Annotated in this window: 14 protein-coding genes; 9 read left to right on the top strand and 5 right to left on the bottom strand. The window is 56.7% G+C overall.

Annotated elements, in window-relative coordinates; genetic code table 11:
* The first annotated feature begins 52 nt into the window (after positions 1–52).
* Positions 53–1,234, top strand: a complete 1,182-nt coding sequence (locus tag AC1DFB_RS05025; RefSeq protein ID WP_170393332.1) for an efflux RND transporter periplasmic adaptor subunit — start codon at positions 53–55, stop codon at positions 1,232–1,234.
* Positions 1,234–4,371, top strand: coding sequence for an efflux RND transporter permease subunit (locus AC1DFB_RS05020; RefSeq protein ID WP_170626018.1), 3,138 nt, complete (start codon positions 1,234–1,236; stop codon positions 4,369–4,371). Before AC1DFB_RS05025 ends, AC1DFB_RS05020 begins: the two co-directional genes overlap by 1 nt.
* A 78-nt stretch (positions 4,372–4,449) precedes the next feature.
* Here AC1DFB_RS05020 and glpD read toward each other — a convergent pair whose 3' ends face one another.
* A complete protein-coding gene (gene glpD / locus AC1DFB_RS05015; protein ID WP_480922588.1) occupies positions 4,450–6,027 on the bottom strand; it encodes a glycerol-3-phosphate dehydrogenase in 1,578 nt (525 codons plus the stop codon).
* A gap of 190 nt (positions 6,028–6,217) precedes the next feature.
* On the opposite strand from glpD, the gene AC1DFB_RS05010 reads away from it, so the two are divergent.
* The 4 genes from AC1DFB_RS05010 (at position 6,218) to AC1DFB_RS04995 (ending at position 10,157) form a co-directional block, all read left to right on the top strand.
* Entirely contained in the window at positions 6,218–6,976 is a 759-nt protein-coding gene (locus AC1DFB_RS05010; protein ID WP_170421208.1) for a DeoR/GlpR family DNA-binding transcription regulator, read from the top strand.
* Between the two features lie 89 nt (positions 6,977–7,065).
* Positions 7,066–7,428, top strand: coding sequence for a DUF3302 domain-containing protein (locus AC1DFB_RS05005; RefSeq protein WP_170393336.1), 363 nt, complete (start codon positions 7,066–7,068; stop codon positions 7,426–7,428).
* Between the two features lie 21 nt (positions 7,429–7,449).
* Complete coding sequence (locus AC1DFB_RS05000) at positions 7,450–8,595, top strand: HlyD family secretion protein (RefSeq protein WP_480922245.1); 1,146 nt, start codon at positions 7,450–7,452, stop codon at positions 8,593–8,595.
* An 11-nt stretch (positions 8,596–8,606) separates the two neighbouring features.
* Entirely contained in the window at positions 8,607–10,157 is a 1,551-nt protein-coding gene (locus AC1DFB_RS04995; protein WP_480922244.1) for an efflux transporter outer membrane subunit, read from the top strand.
* A gap of 3 nt (positions 10,158–10,160) precedes the next feature.
* Here the strand turns inward: AC1DFB_RS04995 and mprF are convergent, their stop codons facing one another.
* Together mprF and AC1DFB_RS04985 are read right to left on the bottom strand one after the other, a co-directional pair.
* Positions 10,161–12,767: a bifunctional lysylphosphatidylglycerol flippase/synthetase MprF gene (mprF, locus tag AC1DFB_RS04990; RefSeq protein ID WP_170405209.1), complete on the bottom strand. Its 2,607-nt coding sequence runs from the start codon at positions 12,765–12,767 to the stop codon at positions 10,161–10,163.
* Between the two features lie 90 nt (positions 12,768–12,857).
* Entirely contained in the window at positions 12,858–13,286 is a 429-nt protein-coding gene (locus AC1DFB_RS04985) for an Lrp/AsnC family transcriptional regulator (RefSeq protein WP_170393340.1), read from the bottom strand.
* Positions 13,287–13,372: 86 nt separating this feature from the next.
* On the opposite strand from AC1DFB_RS04985, the gene rocF reads away from it, so the two are divergent.
* The 3 genes from rocF to AC1DFB_RS04970 are packed head-to-tail and all read left to right on the top strand — an operon-like array spanning position 13,373 to position 16,263.
* The gene (gene rocF / locus AC1DFB_RS04980) at positions 13,373–14,293 is read left to right on the top strand and encodes an arginase (protein ID WP_480922243.1); all 921 of its coding nucleotides are present in this window, start codon (positions 13,373–13,375) and stop codon (positions 14,291–14,293) included.
* Positions 14,293–15,213, top strand: coding sequence for a citrulline utilization hydrolase CtlX (gene ctlX, locus AC1DFB_RS04975; RefSeq protein WP_170393342.1), 921 nt, complete (start codon positions 14,293–14,295; stop codon positions 15,211–15,213). Before rocF ends, ctlX begins: the two co-directional genes overlap by 1 nt.
* A 6-nt stretch (positions 15,214–15,219) precedes the next feature.
* Complete coding sequence (locus tag AC1DFB_RS04970; RefSeq protein ID WP_480922242.1) at positions 15,220–16,263, top strand: ornithine cyclodeaminase; 1,044 nt, start codon at positions 15,220–15,222, stop codon at positions 16,261–16,263.
* A gap of 50 nt (positions 16,264–16,313) precedes the next feature.
* Here AC1DFB_RS04970 and AC1DFB_RS04965 read toward each other — a convergent pair whose 3' ends face one another.
* Both AC1DFB_RS04965 and AC1DFB_RS04960 read right to left on the bottom strand, forming a co-directional pair.
* Positions 16,314–17,717, bottom strand: coding sequence for a TRAP transporter large permease (locus AC1DFB_RS04965; protein ID WP_170393344.1), 1,404 nt, complete (start codon positions 17,715–17,717; stop codon positions 16,314–16,316).
* A 3-nt stretch (positions 17,718–17,720) separates the two neighbouring features.
* Positions 17,721–18,350 (bottom strand): TRAP transporter small permease subunit, encoded by a 630-nt coding sequence (locus AC1DFB_RS04960; RefSeq protein WP_170393345.1) that lies wholly within the window; start codon positions 18,348–18,350, stop codon positions 17,721–17,723.
* Between the last annotated feature and the right edge of the window lie 17 nt (positions 18,351–18,367).

The following is an 18,367-nucleotide window of genomic DNA, read 5'->3' as shown; positions in this document are numbered from 1 at the left end:
GGGGGTTTCTGTTGCCCGGTTGTGCAATCTTTACTTTGAACGAGGCGCCAACATGTCCCTTGCATTTAAGAAGCCAGCACTCCGCCCACGCGGCTATTTCAGGGCACTCGGCGTTTCTGCCGCTTTGTTTGCATGTTCCAGCCTGCCTCAGATAGCGGTCGCGCAGGATCAGGGCGATGCCCCTGCGCCCAAGGTGTCGATCGCCGCAGCTTATACCGAAGAGATCACCGATCAGGCCACCTTCATTGGACGGGCCGAGGCAATCGACAAGGTCGATATTATCGCGCGCGTCAGTGGTTTCCTGGACAGCCAGAACGTCGACGATGGCTCTCCGGTGAATGAGGATGACCTGCTGTTCACGATCGAACCGGATCTTTACGAAGCCACGCTTGAGGCACGTAAAGCCGATCTGGACCGGGCGCAGGCAAACCTTGAACTGGCCAAAGTCGATCTCGCCCGCAAGGAAGAGCTGTACAAGCGCGACGCTACACCGGAATCAGAACGTGACATTGCCCGAGCCAATGAACTGGTCGCCGAGGCCGAGGTCAAAGCCGCCAATGCAGCGATCCAACAGGCCGAGCTTGATCTCAGCTACACACAGATCCACGCCCCGTTTTCGGGCCGCATCGGCCGCGTGGAAACCAGTGTCGGTGATGTTGTGGGCCCCAACAATCCGCCGCTTGTCACCCTGGTCAGCGAAGCCCCCATCTATGTGAATTTTTCGTTGAATGAGAAGCAGTTCACGTCGGTTCTTGAACAATTTGGTGAAGACCCGGCCACGCTAGCTGAAAGCAGCCAAAGCCCGAATGTTCATGTGACTCTGCCGAACGGTACTGAGCTGGATGAAACCGGCGAAATCATTTTTGTCGACAACCGCATTGATCCGCTGACCGGCGCCATTACGATCACGGCTCAATTCGACAATGCCAAGCGTCTGCTCGTTGATGGTGCCTTCGTGAACGTTCAGATCGAAGCGCTTGAGCCGACGCTGCAGGTATTAATCCCTCAAGCAGCGCTGCAGCGTGATCAGCGCGGCGAATTCGTTCTGGTCGTCAATGACAAGCAGATGGTTGAACAGCGCTACATCACAACCGGAGATACCGTGGATTCGGCGATTATCGTCACAGATGGCCTGCGCGAAGGCGAAAGCGTCATCGTCGAAGGCCTGCAACGCGTGCGCCCCGGCGTCGCCGTTGATGCAGTCGTTGCGTCCGAGCAGCCGGAGAATAACTGATGTTCTCAGCCCTGTTTATCAGCCGGCCCAAGCTGGCGCTTGTCATTTCGCTGGTCCTGACCATTTTGGGCGGGATCGGTTATCTGGTTCTGCCGGTTGCGCAGTTTCCCGATATCACGCCGCCGGTGGTCAGCGTAACGGCCACCTATACAGGTGCAAATGCCGAAACCGTGGAAAACACCGTGGCCGCCCCGATCGAGGCGCAGGTCAACGGTGTGGACGACATGATCTACATGACGTCGACCTCATCGGATAACGGCTCGTATTCGTTGAACGTTACGTTCGAGGTGGGCACCGACCCCGATATCGCCTCGGTCAACGTACAGAACCGTGTGGCACAGGCGATGGCATCGCTGCCGTCCGAAGTGACTTCATCCGGTGTTGTCACGCAAAAAGCGTCAACCAACATGTTGTTGCTGGTCACGCTGACCTCGCCCAATGGCACATATGACAGTGTGTTCCTGTCGAACTATGCCTCAATCAACTTGAAAGACGCTCTGGCGCGGGTTCAGGGCGTGGGTAAAGCGGATGTTCTGACCAATCTGGAATACGCCATGCGGATCTGGATGGATCCGGACAAGATGGCCGCGCTGTCAATCACTCCGGGTGATGTGATCAATGCCATCCGCGAACAGAATATCGAAGTCTCTGCGGGCTCAATCGGGTCGCCTCCTGTGCCTGAAGGACAAACCTTTCAGTACACGATCAAGACCAAAGGCCGCCTGACCTCGGCCGATGAATTCGGAGATATTGTAATCCGTACAGGCGAAGCCGGTGCGATTGTGCGCGTCAAAGACATTGCGCGGGTTGAATTGGGGGCGCAGTTCTATTCCGCCTCGGGCTATTTCGAAAGCGTTCCTGCGACCGTTATCGGCATCTATCAGGCCCCCGGCGCAAACGCCCTTGCGGTGTCCGAACGTGTTGAGGCCGAACTTGAGCGCCTGTCACGATCCTTTCCCACTGATGTCGAATACGATGTTCCATTCAATACGACGGATTTCGTGGAACAGTCGCTCAATGACGTGGTCTCGACCCTCATCCTGACATTCATATTGGTGATCACAGTTGTGTTCATCTTCCTTGGCAGTTGGCGGGCGACGATCATTCCAGCGGTGGCCATTCCGGTTTCATTGATCGGGACATTTGCCTTCCTGCTGGCTTTTGGCATGTCGCTGAACACGATCTCTCTGTTCGCGCTTGTGCTGGCCATCGGGATCGTTGTGGATGACGCGATCGTTGTGGTGGAAAACGTCGAGCGTATCATCGCCGACGAAGGCCTTTCCCCTGCCGAGGCAACCCGCAAGGCCATGGGCCAGATCACCGGCCCTGTCATCGCAACCACGCTGGTGCTTCTGGCCGTGTTCGTGCCGGTGACGTTCATGCCCGGCATATCCGGGCGATTGTATTCGCAGTTTGCCGTCACGATCTCGACCGCTGTTGTGATCTCGTCGATCAACGCTCTGACGCTTTCACCGGCCCTTTGCGGGCTGGTGCTGCGGGCGCGTTCAGGACCGCCCAAGGGGCTGCTGGCCGTGTTCGAGGGATTTATCGGCGGCATGCGCAGCGGCTATGTCGCCATTGTGCGGAAGCTACTGATCCTGCCGGTCATTTCGCTTGGGATCATTGCGGCCTTCGCGGCGGGCACCGGGACCATCATGGGCAACACGTCCAAAGGGTTTATTCCGCTGGAAGACAACGGATATCTGTTCGTTGATATCCAGCTTCCCGATGCGGCGACGCTTGAACGGACCGAGGCGGTTTCTGCGCGGATCGATGAACAGATTCAACAGATCTCCGGCGTATCCAGTACCGTTCTGGTCAATGGGTTCTCGCTGTTGAACGGGACCACTACCAATGGCGCAGCCATCTTTGTCAACCTGACCAACTGGGAAGAGCGGCAGGAACCCGAGCTCAGTGCGGATGCGATCCTGAACCAGGTTCTGGCAATTGCATATGGTGAGTCTGCCGCATCGATTGTTGCGTTCAACCCGCCACCCATTCAGGGCCTTGGTATGTCTGCAGGGGTTGAAATGGAAGTGCAGCAGACCGGTGGCGGCTCGCCGCAGGATCTGGCCTCGGCCGTTGGGTCGTATGTCTATGCCGCAAACCAGCGTCCTGAGATCGCGCAGGCCTACACCACCTTCCGCGCGAACGTGCCGCAATTGTTTGTCGATCTGGATCGGGAAAAGGCCAAAACCCTGCAAGTCTCGGTGGCCGAGATTTTCCAGACCATGCAGGCGCAGCTTGGCTCGTATTACGTGAATGATTTCAACCTGTTTGGTCGTGTCTACCGCGTAATGATCCAGGCCGAAGGCTCGTATCGGAATAAGGTCGATGATATCTCAGAGCTTTATGTACGTTCCACCAAAGGTGAGATGGTACCGCTTGGCACGCTGATCGATATCGAGAACGTGCTGGGTCCGGTCCTGCTAAAGCGGCATAACCTGTTCCGCTCGGCCACTGTAACAGCGGTTCCGGCACCGGGGCTCTCCACCGGGGACGCCATCAATGTCATGACCGAGGAGTCGGCGACCGCCCTGCCCCCCGGCTATGCCTATGAATGGACCGGAACGGCGCAGCAGCAGCTGGCCTCGGGCGGTCTGGTCGTGGTGATCCTTGGGTTGGCGATCCTGTTTGGGTACCTGTTCCTTGTCGGCCAATATGAAAGTTGGACGATGCCCGTTTCGATCCTAATGTCGGTGACCGTGGCCTTGTTCGGTGCCGTCGCAGCGGTGGCAATCGTTGGCAGCGACATCAACCTCTACACGCAGATCGGGATGATCATGCTTGTCGGGCTTGCGTCAAAGAACGGGATTCTGATCGTCGAATTCGCGATGGAGCAAAGGGCCAAGGGGCTGTCAATCAAGGAGGCCGCGGCCGAAGCCGCATATCAGCGTTTCCGCGCTGTGATGATGACCGCCCTGTCCTTCCTTTTGGGCGTGGTTCCCCTGCTGGCCGCGAACGGGGCCGGAGCTGCCAGCCAGAAGGCCATCGGCGTCGCCGTGTTCGGCGGCATGCTGGCTGCGACGCTGTTCGGGGTGATTCTGGTTCCCGTGCTCTACGCCGTGATGCAAAGCCTGCGCGAGTGGGTCAAAGGCAGCAAGAACGATCCGGAACCGTCAGAGGAAGCTGCGTAGGGCCGGCATTGAAATCGAAATACGCCCCGCACATCTGCGGGGCGTTTCTTTTTTTGCACGGATCAACCGATCCGCGCGCTAGTCAGTTGACCGTTTGACCATCCAGTCGTCTATCCGGCCGATCTGCTCGAGGCTGAGCCTTAGACCCAGCTTATTGCGCCGCCACACGACATCCTGAGCGGTGCGCGCGTATTCCTTGTCCATCAGCCAAACCAGTTCGGCCTCGGTCAACGTCGCGCCAAAATCGTCACCCAGATCGCTCTGATCCTTTGCCGGACCCAGAAGGTCCCAGGTCTCGGTGCCATAGGCCCGGATCAATCGACGAGCCCAAAAATCGGTCAGGAACGGGTACTCAGCTATCAGTTTCCCGATCAAATCCTGCACGCCGTCGACCGGAAAATCCCCGCCGGGCAATGGGACGCCTGCGGTCCATGGTCCGCCAAGATCCGGGAAATGCTCTCCAATCTTCTCCAGCGCGCTTTCCGCGAGGCGTCTGTAGGTGGTGATTTTACCACCAAAGACATTCAACACCGGAGCCCCGCTCTCGGCATCAACTTTCAGCGTGTAATCGCGGGTAGCCGCCGTGGCACTGCTGGCGCCGTCATCATATAGCGGACGGACGCCTGAATAGGTCCAGACAATATCTTCACGGGTAACGGGCTTCGCGAAGTAATTCGATGCGAAAGCGCACAGATACTCCTGCTCGGCCTCGGTACAAACCGGAGGCTCAGAGGGGTCAGAATGATCCTGATCTGTGGTTCCGATCAAGGTAAAATCCTGCTCGTACGGGATCGCAAAGATGATGCGCCCGTCTTCGCCCTGAAAGAAATAGCACTTGTCATGGTCAAACAGCTTGGGTGTCACGATATGGCTGCCACGCACCAGACGGACGCCTTCTCGGGAATTGACCCGGATCTTGGTCTGGATGATGTCACCGACCCAAGGTCCGCCCGCATTGATCAACATCTTCGCAAGGACGGTTTCGGTCTTGCCGCTATCCCGATCCCGGGTCGTGACTTGCCATACTTGATCGATCCGCTCAGCCGAAAGAACCTCGGTCCTGACCATGATCTTAGCCCCGCGTGCCTCGGCATCGCGGGCGTTCAGGACCACCAGCCGCGAATCCTCGACCCAGCAGTCCGAGTATTCATAGGCGGTTTCAAATTTGTCTTGCAGCGGAGCCCCCTCGGGTGCCGCGCGCAGGTTCAGCGAACGTGTACCCGGCAGGATTTTGCGACCGCCCAGATTGTCATACAAAAAAAGGCCAAGCCGTATTAGCCACGCAGGACGACGCCCGCGCATCCATGGCATCACCGTACTGAGCAACCGTGAGGTCGGCGTTTCAGAGTCAAAACGCATATCGGCGTGATAGGGCAGCACGAAACGCATGGGCCAACTGATATGGGGCATAGCGCGCAGTAAGGTCTCGCGTTCGACCAGCGCTTCACGCACCAAACGAAATTCAAAAAATTCCAGGTACCGTAGCCCGCCATGAAACAGTTTGGTCGAGGCTGACGACGTCGCCGAGGCCAGATCGTTCATTTCAGCCAAGGTGACCGATAGGCCCCGACCTGCCGCATCACGTGCGATACCGCACCCATTTATACCCCCGCCGATCACAAAAAGATCGGTAACTTGGCTGCTGTCCGATGACATATCCAATTGATTCCCCAACGTGGCAGTTTCAAGCGCATTAGCAGTATGATGGTTCGTATCGTCAACTTTATTTTTCGATAATGTTCGTTTTTAGCTGAAACAACGAGTATTAATAAGTGCAACTAACGAATTCCCTTGCTTAACCGCAAAATTAGAACAAAAACGAAAACACCGGAGCTCAGGACCGCCCATGTCACTATCATTTCGCCAATCGGACATTCTATTAGTCGCCGAGCAAGAGGGCCGCGTTACTGTCGAAGGACTGGCCGAGCGCTTTCAGGTGACGGTTCAAACCATTCGCCGTGACCTGACTGAACTGTCAGAAGCTGGTAAGTTGGATCGGGTTCACGGGGGTGCCGTTCTGCGTTCTGGCGTGTCTAATATTGGATACGAAGACCGGCGCGCCCTGAACCATGAAGCCAAGACACGCATCGCTGAACGCTGCGCGGCCGACATCCCCGAGGGCAGCTCGATCTTTATGAACATAGGCACCTCGACCGAGGCCGTTGCCCGCCAATTGCTGAAACACAAAAACCTAATGGTCGTGACCAACAATATGAACGTTGCCAATATCCTGGCCGATAACCCCGATTGCCAGATCGTCGTTGCAGGCGGTGTGCTGCGCAGATCAGATAGTGGGTTGGTCGGGAATCTTGCGGTCTCGACCATCCGCCAGTTCAAATTCGATCACGCGATTATCGGCTGTTCCGCATTGGATGCGGATGGGGATCTAATGGATTTCGATCTCCAAGAAGTACTGGTCAGTCAAACTATCATTGAACAAGCCCGGCAGATCAGCCTAGTTGCGGATGCTTCAAAGTTTCAGCGCACCGCGCCCGCACGCATCGCCTCATTATCCGATGTTGATATGGTTTATACTGATCTACCGCTGCCCGGCGACCTCCATCAGAAGTGCATAGACTGGAACACCAAAATTATTGAATGCTGATGCATCCTTCCGATCAGCCAGAAAGTGATTGATTAGCTGGACAACAGCGCCCGAGGATGGAACAGTTTCCAACAACAGGAGGCGCGAGCATGGGACTTTTGGGGCAGCCGCTGGGCTACTATGACTATCTGACATTTGTGGCACTTATCTTGCTGCTGGCAGCGGTGATGGCGTTGTTTCTATTCATAATGGGCCTGCCCGGACGTATCGCGATCAAACGCAATCACCCCCATGCCGAAGCGGTCAAGATCATGGGATGGATGGGATTTTTAGCGATTGTCCCTTGGGTGCATGCCTTTATCTGGGCGTTTCACGACGGCGTCACCGTCGACATGCGCCGCGGTCCTGATGAAGAACGCAAGGCGATCAGGGATGAGATCAAGCGTCTGGGCGGTACAGTCAAACCGGAATACCAGGACCCACTTGATACCGACGAAACAAAGCAAGCCTAAGGCCAAAGGAATTCAGCACTCATGTTCGTCGCCCTAGGCATCACGCTTTTCTACATTATTTTTGTCTGGTTCATCTTCTTCAAGGTGCAATGGCTGAAATTCAACATCATGTGGGGGATCGTCTCATTCTGGGTCGGCGCTCATCTGCTGCTGATCTTTTTGGTCGCGCTGCGCTTCTTTCAGCCCTTTTCCGTCGACAGCCACGTCGTGCGCTCCACCATCCAGATCGTCCCGCGTCTGACTCAGCCCACAATCCTGTCCGAGGTTTTGGTCGAGCCCAACACCTGGGTCACTAAGGGCGATCCGCTGTATAAGTTCGACGACACGGTGTTTTCGCTGGCCGTGGACAAGGCGAATGCACAGCTGGTGGCGGCGCAGCAAAACGCGAAGATCCTTGAACAGGATGTCATCGCCGCTGGTGAAGCGGTCGAACGCGCAAACGCGCAGTTGGCCTATGCGCTGACCGAACAAGCGCGATACGAGAATCTCGTTCCCGCCGGAGGTGCCCGTCAGGACGAACTTGACCGCTGGAACGAACAAGTCGCGGAAGATCAGGCGAAGATTAAGGAAGCTCAGGCCAATCTTGAGAAGGCCAACCTTGCGCTGGATTCACAGATCGACGGCGTGAGTACGGGCATTATTGAGGCTGAGGCGCAGCTGGCCGAGGCCGAGTATTTTCTCGACAACACAACGATCTATGCCCCCGAAAATGGCATGATCGTTTCGCAACAGGCCCGCCCAGGGATGGTTGTGGGGGAAATTCGTCTGGGTGCCATTGCCAGCTTTGTCACCGAAGAAGACCCCTATATTCTAGCCACCTTCCGCCAGCAGAACCTGAAATTTGTCGAGGTCGGCCAACCGGTCGAAGTTGCTCTGGACCTCTATCCCGGAGAAATTCTGACCGGCAAGGTTGAGGCGGTCTGGTGGGCTACACGTCAGGGCCAATACTTGCCCTCAGGCCGCCTGCCCGGCTTTGAGCTGCCAAAACTGCCCGGTCGGATCGCTGTTCAGATCTCGGTCGATGTGCCTGAGGGGCATACTTTTCCTGCAGGTGGCCACGCTGCGGTGGCGATTTACACCGGCATGGGAAAAAGCTTTGAATTTCTGAGGCGCATCAACATTCGCCTCTATTCCTTCGCCAACTTCATCCGGCCACTGGATATCTGAGGATGCGTACGATGACACTCCGCCGGTTGTTAGGCACTGCCCTTTGCGCCGCTACCCTCACCGCCTGTACGCCGGTGGGGCCTGATTTTGTGCGCCCCAACTCTCCGGTCGTGAAGCAATGGATGGAGGTCAACAACCCCAGCGCGGGCCAGAGCGGCCTGACCTCACGCAGCGCTCCGGTTGTGCGCTGGTGGGAAACGTTTAATGATCCGACGCTGAACAAGCTGATCGCCGAAGCCTATGCGCAGAACCTGACCTTACAGGTCGCAGGTGCCCGCGTACTTCAGGCCCGCGCGCAGCTTGGTATCGCATTCGGAGAGCTCTACCCGCAATCGCAGGCCGTGGGCGGTTCGCTCCAACGCCGACAGATCAGCGACAACCTTGGGCCGATTTCGGATATCCGGCGGATCATCCCTTTGGACACCGAATTCTCGACCTCGCAGGTTGGGTTTGATGCGCAATGGGAACTGGACGTATGGGGCCAGCAACGGCGCGGCGTACAGGCCGCGCGGTCAAACCTGGCACTGCAGGTTGCCAACTATGACGACGCTCTGGTCACGCTGACTGGCGACGTCGCGGCGCTGTATATCAACATCCGTTCGTTGCAAGAGGCTCTGCGCATCGCGCGGGAAAACATCACGATTCAGCAGGCATCGGCAGACCTCACTCAGCTGCGCTTCAACAACGGCGTTACAACCGAGTTGGATGTGCAGGAATCGACTGCCCTGCTCAACAACACCAAGGCACTCGTGCCCGAGTTGGAAAGCGATATCCAACAAGCCAAGAACGCACTGGCGGTTCTGTTAGGAAAAACGCCGTCTCAGATGGCGGGCTTGATCGGAAACTCGGGTCGCATTCCAACAGGGCTCAGCAACGTAGCTGTGGGAGTCCCCGCCGAATTGCTGCGGCGGCGGCCCGACGTCCGCGCCGCCGAGTTGGCGGCAGCCACCCAATCGGCGCAGGTCGGGATCGCGTTAGCTGATCTCTATCCGCAGTTCATTCTGTCGGGTGCGATCGGTTTGCAGGCCTCGGGTGGGCGCGATCTGTTCAGCACCAACAGCGCCACAGGATTGGCTAGCGCAGGCGTTGTCTGGAATGTCCTGAATTATGGCCGCATTAAGAACAATGTCCGCGCGCAGGATGCCGCCTATCAAGCGTTGATCGCCAATTACCAGAACACTGTGCTGACCGCCTATTCCGAGGTCGAAAGCGCGATGGTTGCTTACGCACAGGCGCGCAAACAGGTCACCTTTTATCAGCGCAGCGTCGAAGCTTCGCGCAAGGCGGCTGAAATCGCGGTCGATCAGTACCGAGACGGCATCGCCAGCTATTCGCGTATCCTGAACACGCAGACCGCGCTATTACGATCGCAGGCGAACCTGATCGAGGCCCGGCAGGAGGTCTCATCCAATCTGGTCGCGATCTACAAAGGTCTGGGTGGTGGTTGGCAGATTCGGCAGAATCAGGAATTCCTACCCGAGACGGTGCTGGCCGAGATGGCCTATCGCACCGATTGGGGTGATCTGTTGGAGAAAACGCCAACACGCGCCAGCTTGAACTAAGGCCTATTTCGTCAACCCGCGCAGGCCACCCGAGATCAGGATGTTAACTTCGTAGAGGATACGTGGCGCGGCCAACCCGCCGGGGCTGGCCAGATAGTTGGGGCTCCATTCCGGATCGAATTTCTGCTTGAAGGCGCGCAGGCCTTCGAAGTGGTAGAATTGTTCGCCATGTTCATAAACGAACCCACCGATCCGATTCCAAAGCGAGGCCAACTGCCGGTTTTCGATCCCTGAAAATGGCGCGGCGCCCAGCGAGAACCAGTGGAATCCCTGCTCGGACCCCCAGACCATCATCTCAGCAAACAGCGCATCCATGACAAAGCTGGGGCTATCCGGTTCATAACGCATCAAATCCAGAGACAGTTCGGATTTGTTTCCGCCTTGAAACAGGTTGGCAAAGGCCATGATCTTGCCCGTCTCATCCCGCAGAACCGCATGGTCGAAATAGGAAAGGTAGGCATCATCAAAGCCGCCCAAGGCAAAACCCTTTTCCTCACCTGCCTTTTGCGCCAACCAATCGTCCGAGATCTGACGAAGTTCGGGCAACACCGGTGCAAGCTGTTCTTTGGGGATAATTTCGAACTTGTACCCCTCACGCTCAGCCCTGTTCTTCGCCTGCCGGAACCGTTTTCGCGATTTTCCGTCCAGCGAAAAATTCTGCAGCGGTACGCGGGCCACTTCTCCGATCTTCAGGATCGACAGGCCGAGGTCCAGGAATGTCGGCAGATATTTGGTCGATACACTGTAGAACGCACAAAGCTTGCCTTCGCGATCGGCCATTTCTCGCAATTGCCAGATCAGTTGCTGCCCCGCTTGCTCATCACCCACAGGCTCTCCTTTGGTGATCAGCGCATTGCCAGTATCTGCATAGGCAAGGAATGCGGTTTCGTCAGGCGAGATCAGGAATTGCTTATCACCCGTCAGTGAAATCTGAGATTCGGTGTCTTCGCTCTCCATCACGAGACGTTCGACAACTTCGGGGATTTCAGTCCTAACCGGCGCGGGGATTTCACGGCCGAACAGCGAGTTCACCGCCACGATGCCAACGATCACGGCCACCACGAGGCTGGACCGCAGGAATCGCGAGGCGTCTCCACTCCAGGCAAAGTCCCACCACAGCGCGTTTTGATATTCGACATGGGAATAAGCGAACAATCCAATCCAGAAAATCACCGCCAGCAACGCGACGACGCTGACCAGCCAAGGGATATTTAGCCGAAAGATAGATGCACCGCTTACCCGGTAAAACGCACCCCGAAACATCGCCAAAAGGCCAATCGTGAACAGCAATGAAAGGGCTTCATGCGTATCAAGCCCTTTGGCGAGCGAGGCGAAGAAACCCGCCACCATCAAAAGCATGGCAACAACCCATGCCCGATAGAGCTTGCGGAATAGGCCACGTGAGACAAGCAGCAGAAGTACACCCACGGCGCTGCCTGCAAGATGAGATGCCTCGACAAATGACAAAGGCAAAACCTCTCGCAGTACGCCAAGGTTCTGCGTACTGGAAGGCAAAGCCCCTGAAACCAACAGGATAACTCCTGCCACAGCCGCGACGCCGGCAGCCACCATCGGGACAATGGGGCGAATTGCGCGATAGACCCAAGTGACAGCGCCCCCGATGCGATGGCGCTGTGTCAGCACCGAAGCGACCGCGATCGACAGGCTGGCGATGGCAAACGGAAGGAAGGTATAGACCAGTCGGTAGAGCAGCAGCGCAGCGATCACATCAGACCGGCCCGATGCCCCTAGACCAGCGATCAGAGTGGCCTCGAACACACCGATTCCACCCGGTGCATGGCTAAGGATACCCACCGCTATTGCGCCTATATAGACCGCGAAGAAATACGGGTAGCCAACCCCCAGATCGTCCGGCATGAGCACATACAGCGCCATTGAAGCGCCGAACAGATCGCCTACCGCCGCGATTGTCAGCAGACTTGCCAGCTTGCCGCCCGGCAGGTTGAACCCAAACCCGCCATAGGCCAATCGCCGCCCTCCGCTTGAAAGCCAGACAAACAAGACCGCAAGCCCCGCCAACATGCTCAGACCGATCACAGTTTCCGTCGTTTCACTGATCGGCAGGACCTTGGAAATGCCATCCGGGTGTATTGTAAGCAACAGGCCCAAAAGCAGGATCAGTCCCATCCAGAACGCCACCCAAGAGGTCGCGATCACCCCGGCCACGCGGCCAAGATCAAGCCCCAGCGACGCATAGATACGGTATCGGATCGCGGTGCCGGTGATATAGGAGAATCCCAGGCAGTTCGATACCGCATAGCCGCTTGCTCCGGCCATCCCTGCGACGGGCAAAGGCACTTTTCCATCGGCGACGCTCTGCACGGCAAGCACATCGTAGAACGAAAGCGACAGAAAACTGAAAGCCGTCCAGCACATCGCAAAAAACATGAATTTCCATGGTTTCGCTGCGATATCGCTTTGGATATCTGACCATTTCACATGCGCAGAGAGGTCATGCAGAACCGCAAGCGCGATTCCTGTAATCAGCAACGGAACCGCAATCTTGACCAGCGGCTTTTCCAACAGCCCTGTCACATACTCGGCCAGACGTACGGCGCGTGTCTCTTCCGTTGTCGGCTGTGTCGTCATTCCGTTCGCCCCTGCCCCGCGATCCTCAGATCAGTGTCAATTCAAAGCTTTGCACGAATTTTCCATCCGGCAAAGGCCTAGGCCAACGCGTCACGAGCGTCCCTTGCGTGTCGAGAGCAACAGATTGGTCTCAGATCGTGTAACGCCCTCCATCCGACGGATCTGGAACAGGACTTCATCAAGCTCATCCAGTGTATCGGTTCCGATCTCTGCGATCAGATCCCAACTTCCATTGGTTGAGTGCACCGCCCGAACCTGACGCATCGCAGCGATCCGCGATCTGATCCGCTCGGTCCCGCGGCCTGCGATCTCAAGCATCATCAATCCACGAACAGGGCTTTCCGATACGCCCTGCCGTGTCACAACGGTAAAGCCGACGATTTCGCCAGACTGCTGAAGCCGCTTTAGTCGGCTGCGCACGGTTGTTCGGGTCACTCCGAGCAGTTCAGCCAGTTCCGACAACGATGCCCGAGCGTCCCTGTGCAGTGCGTTCAATAAGCGATTGTCCAGTTCGTCCATGCGTGATTACCAAATCGGAATTAGCCAATTCACTTTGACCAATTTGATCTCTTTTCTCAACTCATATCGTATCGATAGATAGACTTATGAGCAAAATGAACATCATTCTCGCCGGAGCGCCGATGGATGCCGGCAAACACCGCCAAGGCTGTCGGATGGGTCCAGATGCCTATCGGGTCGCGGGTCTCGCCCAAGCGCTGTCAGATCTCGGGCATTCTGTGTCGGACATCGGTGACACGCGACCAGATGCCGTCGACATTTCGGAAGACACCAATCTGTTCTCTTTACCGGAATGCGTGGGCTGGACACAGGCGCTAAGCCGCACGGCTCAGGAAGTCGCGCTTGAAGGCCTTCCCATTTTCATGGGCGGTGATCACGCCCTGTCGATGGGCACAGTGGCAGGAATGGCGGCACATGCGGACCGTATCGGGCGCCCTCTGTTCGTGCTCTGGTTAGATGCACATAGTGATTTCCATACGCCCAGCAGTACGGCCAGCGGCAATTTGCATGGAACGCCGGTCGCTTATTTCACTGGCCAGTCAGGCTTTGACGCCTTTCCACCGCTGATATCGCCGATCCCAACGGATCGCGTCGGTATGATTGGTTTGCGCTCGGTCGATCCCGCCGAACGCGCGGCATTGGAAAAAGATCACGCGATGCTCGCCGATATGCGTAGCATCGACGAGCACGGGATCAAGGCACCCCTACTGGCCTTCCTTGATAAAGTACGCGCAGCAAACGGCATCCTGCATGTCTCGCTGGATGTAGATTTCCTTGACCCGTCGATCGCACCAGCCGTCGGCACCACTGTCCCCGGCGGTGCCACCGAACGTGAGGCCCATCTGGTCATGGAATTGCTGCATGAAAGCGGTCTCGTTTGTTCGCTGGATCTAGTTGAACTGAACCCATTCCTGGATGAGCGCGGCCGAACCGCAAAACTGATGGTCGATCTTGCAGCCTCGCTGATGGGTCGTCGCATCTTCGATCGCCCAACCCGGAGCTTCTGATGATTTCTCTTCAATCTCCTTCAGCTGTCGTGATGGTGCGCCCCCATGCATTTGCGTCAAATCCAGAGACCCGCGACGACAATGCGTTTCAAACATTGGCAAATCGATCTGCTGCAGCGACGTCTGCTGCCGCGCGGGATGAGCATGACAAAGCAGTAGAACAGCTTCGCGCTGCTGGTGTGACCGTTCATGTGTTTGACGACGAAGGCGAACGTGACACACCCGACAGCGTGTTCCCAAACAACTGGTTTTCGACCCATCCAGGCGGTCATGTCGCTGTTTATCCGATGTTCGTTCCATCGCGCAGACGCGAAAGACGCTCAGATGTAATTGAGTTACTGAAGCGGGAATATCGAGTGCAAGACGTCATCGACTATTCCGGCCTCGAACAGGACGACCTCGCGCTTGAGGGCACTGGCGCAATGGTTCTGGATCACGTGGGCCGTATTGCCTACACTGTTCGATCCAACCGCGCCGATCCGGTGTTGTTGGAGCGTTTCTGTACGCATTTCAACTATGAGCCGATTGCCTTTGATGCAAAGGACGCTGAAGGCCGTGATGTCTATCACACCAATGTCCTGATGGGGATCGGCACGCACTACGCCCTTATCTGTTTGGACATGATTTCCAACCCAGAACGTCGGGCAACAGTTCGGGCACGGCTTGAGGAATCTGGCCGTACTGTCATCGATCTGTCCCATGAGCAGATTGCAGATTTTGCAGGAAACGCGATTGAGCTTAGTGGCAATGATGGTCTTGTCTTGGCGTTGTCCAGCCGAGCGCTACAGGCTCTTACACCTGCTCAAGTCGCGATCATCGAAGCCAGTGCAACTCCGCTGCCGCTCTCGGTTCCCACAATAGAAACAGCCGGTGGATCCGTACGTTGTATGATCGCTGGTATCCATCTTTCCCGCCGATAGGAGTCTTTGATGCAACCTTCTGATAAGGCCCTCGTGCCATTTGTATCCGTCGACAACATGATGCGTCTGGTCCACCACATCGGGGTCGAACAGATGATCACGCAGATTGCCGCGCAGATCGAATCCGAATTTAAACGCTGGGAGAGCTTTGACAAAACGCCCCGCATCCCGGCCCATTCACCACATGGGGTGATCGAACTGATGCCAACCTCGGATGGTGAGGCATACGGGTTCAAATACGTCAATGGGCATCCCAAGAACACGTCTGAGGGCCTGCAGACCGTGACCGCGTTTGGCCTGCTGGCTGATGTCTATACCGGTTACCCGACATTGTTGACCGAAATGACGATGTTGACTGCTTTGCGGACAGCGGCAACCTCTGCGCTGGTCGGCAAATATCTCGCGCCCAAATCCGCGACGACGATGGCGATGATTGGAAACGGCGCGCAATCCGAGTTCCAGTGCCTCGCCTTCAAAGCCATGTGCGGCATCGATACGGTCCGGCTCTACGACACAGACCCGAACGCGACGGCGAAATGTGCAGCCAATCTGCAGGGCAAAGGGCTGACGGTCGTGCCCTGCAAAACGCCGGAGGACGCAATCGAAGGCGCTCAGATCATAACGACCTGCACCGCTGACAAGAAATACGCCACCATCCTGACCGACAACATGGTCGGCCCCGGTGTGCACATCAACGCCATTGGCGGTGATTGCCCCGGCAAAACCGAACTGCACCGCGACATTCTTTTGCGGTCGGAGATCTTTGTAGAGTACCCCGAACAAACGCGGATCGAAGGTGAGATTCAGGCTCTGGAGGATGATCACCCTGTCACCGAGATGTGGGAAGTTATGACCGGCCAAGCCATAGGGCGCACCGATGATCGACAGATCACGTTGTTCGACAGTGTCGGCTTCGCGATCGAGGACTTCTCGGCACTACGTTACATCAAAAGCGCGATTGAAGGCACTGATTTCTATGAGGCATTGGATATGCTGGCAGACCCTGACGACCCGCGGGATCTGTTCGGGATGTTGATGCGGGCAGGATAAAGAACCCGCACTTCTAAAACTGTGCCCCGGCCTTTGGCCGGGGCTTTTTCTTATCCCGCAAGCGATGGCAGGTATAGAACAATCCCTGGAAAGGCCACCAGCAGTGCGATGGTAAGTGCATCGGCAATGAAGAACGGCGTTACCCCTTTGAAGACATCCTGAACACTAAGATCAGGCCTCACGCCTGCGACAACAAAACAGTTTAGACCAATAGGAGGTGTGATCAGGCAGAACTCGGCCATTTTGACCACCAAGATACCAAACCAGATCGCACACATCGGCCCGGACATACCAAAGGCGCTGTCTGCTGCGCTGACGGCCTCGCCTCCGTTCAGGGCCATAACGGCGGGATACACGACCGGAAGTGTCAAAAGCAGCATACCGATCGCATCCATGAACATGCCCAGCACTGCATAGGCCAGCAGTATGCAGATCAGGATCAACATAGGTGACATTTCGAGCGAAGTGATCCAGTCGGAAAACGCCCCCGGCAAATCAGCAAATCCTAGAAACCGCACATAGATCAGAACACCCCAGATGATTGCGAAGATCATGGCGGTCAGTTTGGCGGTTTCAAGCAAAGCCGATTTGAATTCAGGCCAGCGCATGCCGTGGATCAGGGCAAAGCAGAACACGATGAAGGCCCCGATGGCCCCGCCCTCGGTCGGGGTGCCCCAAGCCTTGTCGCCGAAGGGGTTATAGACAAAGCAGATTATGATGAGGATCACCGCCACAATGGGCAGTGCGCCCGGAAGTGCAGCAAATCGTTGTTTCCAGGTAAACCCGGTGACCGGCGGTCCGACGGACTTGAAGATCACGGCGATACCGACGATCAGCAAGCCATAGATCACCGCCGAAAACGCGCCGGGGATGAAGCCTGCGAGCAGCAGTTTTCCCACATCCTGTTCGACAATAATGGCGTAAATCACAAGGATCGCGGATGGGGGGATTAGCGAGGCCAAGGTTCCGCCAGCGGCAACCACACCGGCGGCGAAACGTTTGTTATACCCGACGGCCAGCATTTCAGGGATGGCGATGCGCGCAAAGACGGCTGATGTGGCGACCGATGCACCTGATACGGCGGCGAAACCGGCGGTCGCAAAAATCGTTGAAACGGCCAACCCGCCAGGCACCCATGCCACCCAGCGTTTTGCCGCCTCAAACAAGGCGCGGGTCAGGCCAGCGTAGTAGGCTAGATAGCCGATCAGGATGAATGTTGGGATCAGGCTCAGCGTATGAGACGCCACCTTGGAATGTGGCACCTGGCCAGCCGTTTTGACGGCCACAGTCAGTGCCTTACCAAACCGCTCGGGATCATACCCAAACTTTGCCCAGAATATCCAAACAAGGCCAACCAACCCTGCCAGACCTGCAGCAAATGCCACCCGCATGCCTGTGACGACAAGAACCAACAGTCCGGCAGTGACCCAAAGGCCGATATCAATCGTGTCCATGGGTCAGTTACGTCCTTCGAATTGTTCGGCCTCGGCTGCAGCCTGTGCGGCGGCATCCTGTATCAGCGGTACGGCCACCGGTGCCTCGAGCCCCAGCATGAAGGCTCGTCCATAGCCCCAGACCTGCAAGATTAGCCGGGCGCACAGCACCGAAAAAGCAACGGGCGCCAGCAGCTTGGCTGGCCAAATAGGAATCCCGATATCAATCGAGCTGTCGCGACTCCACATCGGAGCGCCGAAGTCAAAGGACCGGTCAAAGTGGGACCAACTACCCCAAACCAGCGCCAGCATCAGCAGCAGTATCAACAGAACCGAGATCAGCTCGAACAACCACAGCGCCCGCCCTTTCAGGCGCGAGATAACGATATCCATTCGGATGTGCCCGCCATCGCGCTGCACAAACGAAATACCCAGAAACGCGATCAGGGGCATCGCCTGTTCAATCCAGTCAACATATCCGGGCAAAGGCGCGTTTAACGCGTTTCGGCCGCTGACTGACACAACAGCCAGCACCATCAGCCCGAAAACCGCGAAACCGCTGATCAGCGCCATAAAACGCTCTAGACGTAACAAACGGTGATCCAACCGGCTTAGAAGACTGCCATCCTCAAGCACCGTGGCATGTCCTGCCATCTCAGCATTCCTTTGAT

This window comes from Ruegeria sp. S84 (genome assembly GCF_056583445.1).
The sequence above is the reverse complement of the archived record's forward strand: the minus strand, read 5'-3'. Positions and strand labels throughout refer to the sequence as shown.

Excerpts from the sequence above, each read along its gene's own strand:
- AC1DFB_RS04985 (WP_170393340.1), bottom strand. The coding sequence starts at position 13,286 with ATGGACGAACTGGACAATCGCTTATTGAACGCACTGCACAGGGACGCT.
- AC1DFB_RS05000 (WP_480922245.1), top strand. The coding sequence starts at position 7,450 with ATGTTCGTCGCCCTAGGCATCACGCTTTTCTACATTATTTTTGTCTGG.
- AC1DFB_RS04995 (WP_480922244.1), top strand. The coding sequence starts at position 8,607 with ATGACACTCCGCCGGTTGTTAGGCACTGCCCTTTGCGCCGCTACCCTC.
- rocF (WP_480922243.1), top strand. The coding sequence starts at position 13,373 with ATGAGCAAAATGAACATCATTCTCGCCGGAGCGCCGATGGATGCCGGC.
- AC1DFB_RS04965 (WP_170393344.1), bottom strand. The coding sequence starts at position 17,717 with ATGGACACGATTGATATCGGCCTTTGGGTCACTGCCGGACTGTTGGTT.
- AC1DFB_RS04960 (WP_170393345.1), bottom strand. The coding sequence starts at position 18,350 with ATGGCAGGACATGCCACGGTGCTTGAGGATGGCAGTCTTCTAAGCCGG.
- mprF (WP_170405209.1), bottom strand. The coding sequence starts at position 12,767 with ATGACGACACAGCCGACAACGGAAGAGACACGCGCCGTACGTCTGGCC.
- ctlX (WP_170393342.1), top strand. The coding sequence starts at position 14,293 with ATGATTTCTCTTCAATCTCCTTCAGCTGTCGTGATGGTGCGCCCCCAT.
- AC1DFB_RS05005 (WP_170393336.1), top strand. The coding sequence starts at position 7,066 with ATGGGACTTTTGGGGCAGCCGCTGGGCTACTATGACTATCTGACATTT.
- glpD (WP_480922588.1), bottom strand. The coding sequence starts at position 6,027 with ATGTCATCGGACAGCAGCCAAGTTACCGATCTTTTTGTGATCGGCGGG.
- AC1DFB_RS05020 (WP_170626018.1), top strand. The coding sequence starts at position 1,234 with ATGTTCTCAGCCCTGTTTATCAGCCGGCCCAAGCTGGCGCTTGTCATT.
- AC1DFB_RS05025 (WP_170393332.1), top strand. The coding sequence starts at position 53 with ATGTCCCTTGCATTTAAGAAGCCAGCACTCCGCCCACGCGGCTATTTC.
- AC1DFB_RS05010 (WP_170421208.1), top strand. The coding sequence starts at position 6,218 with ATGTCACTATCATTTCGCCAATCGGACATTCTATTAGTCGCCGAGCAA.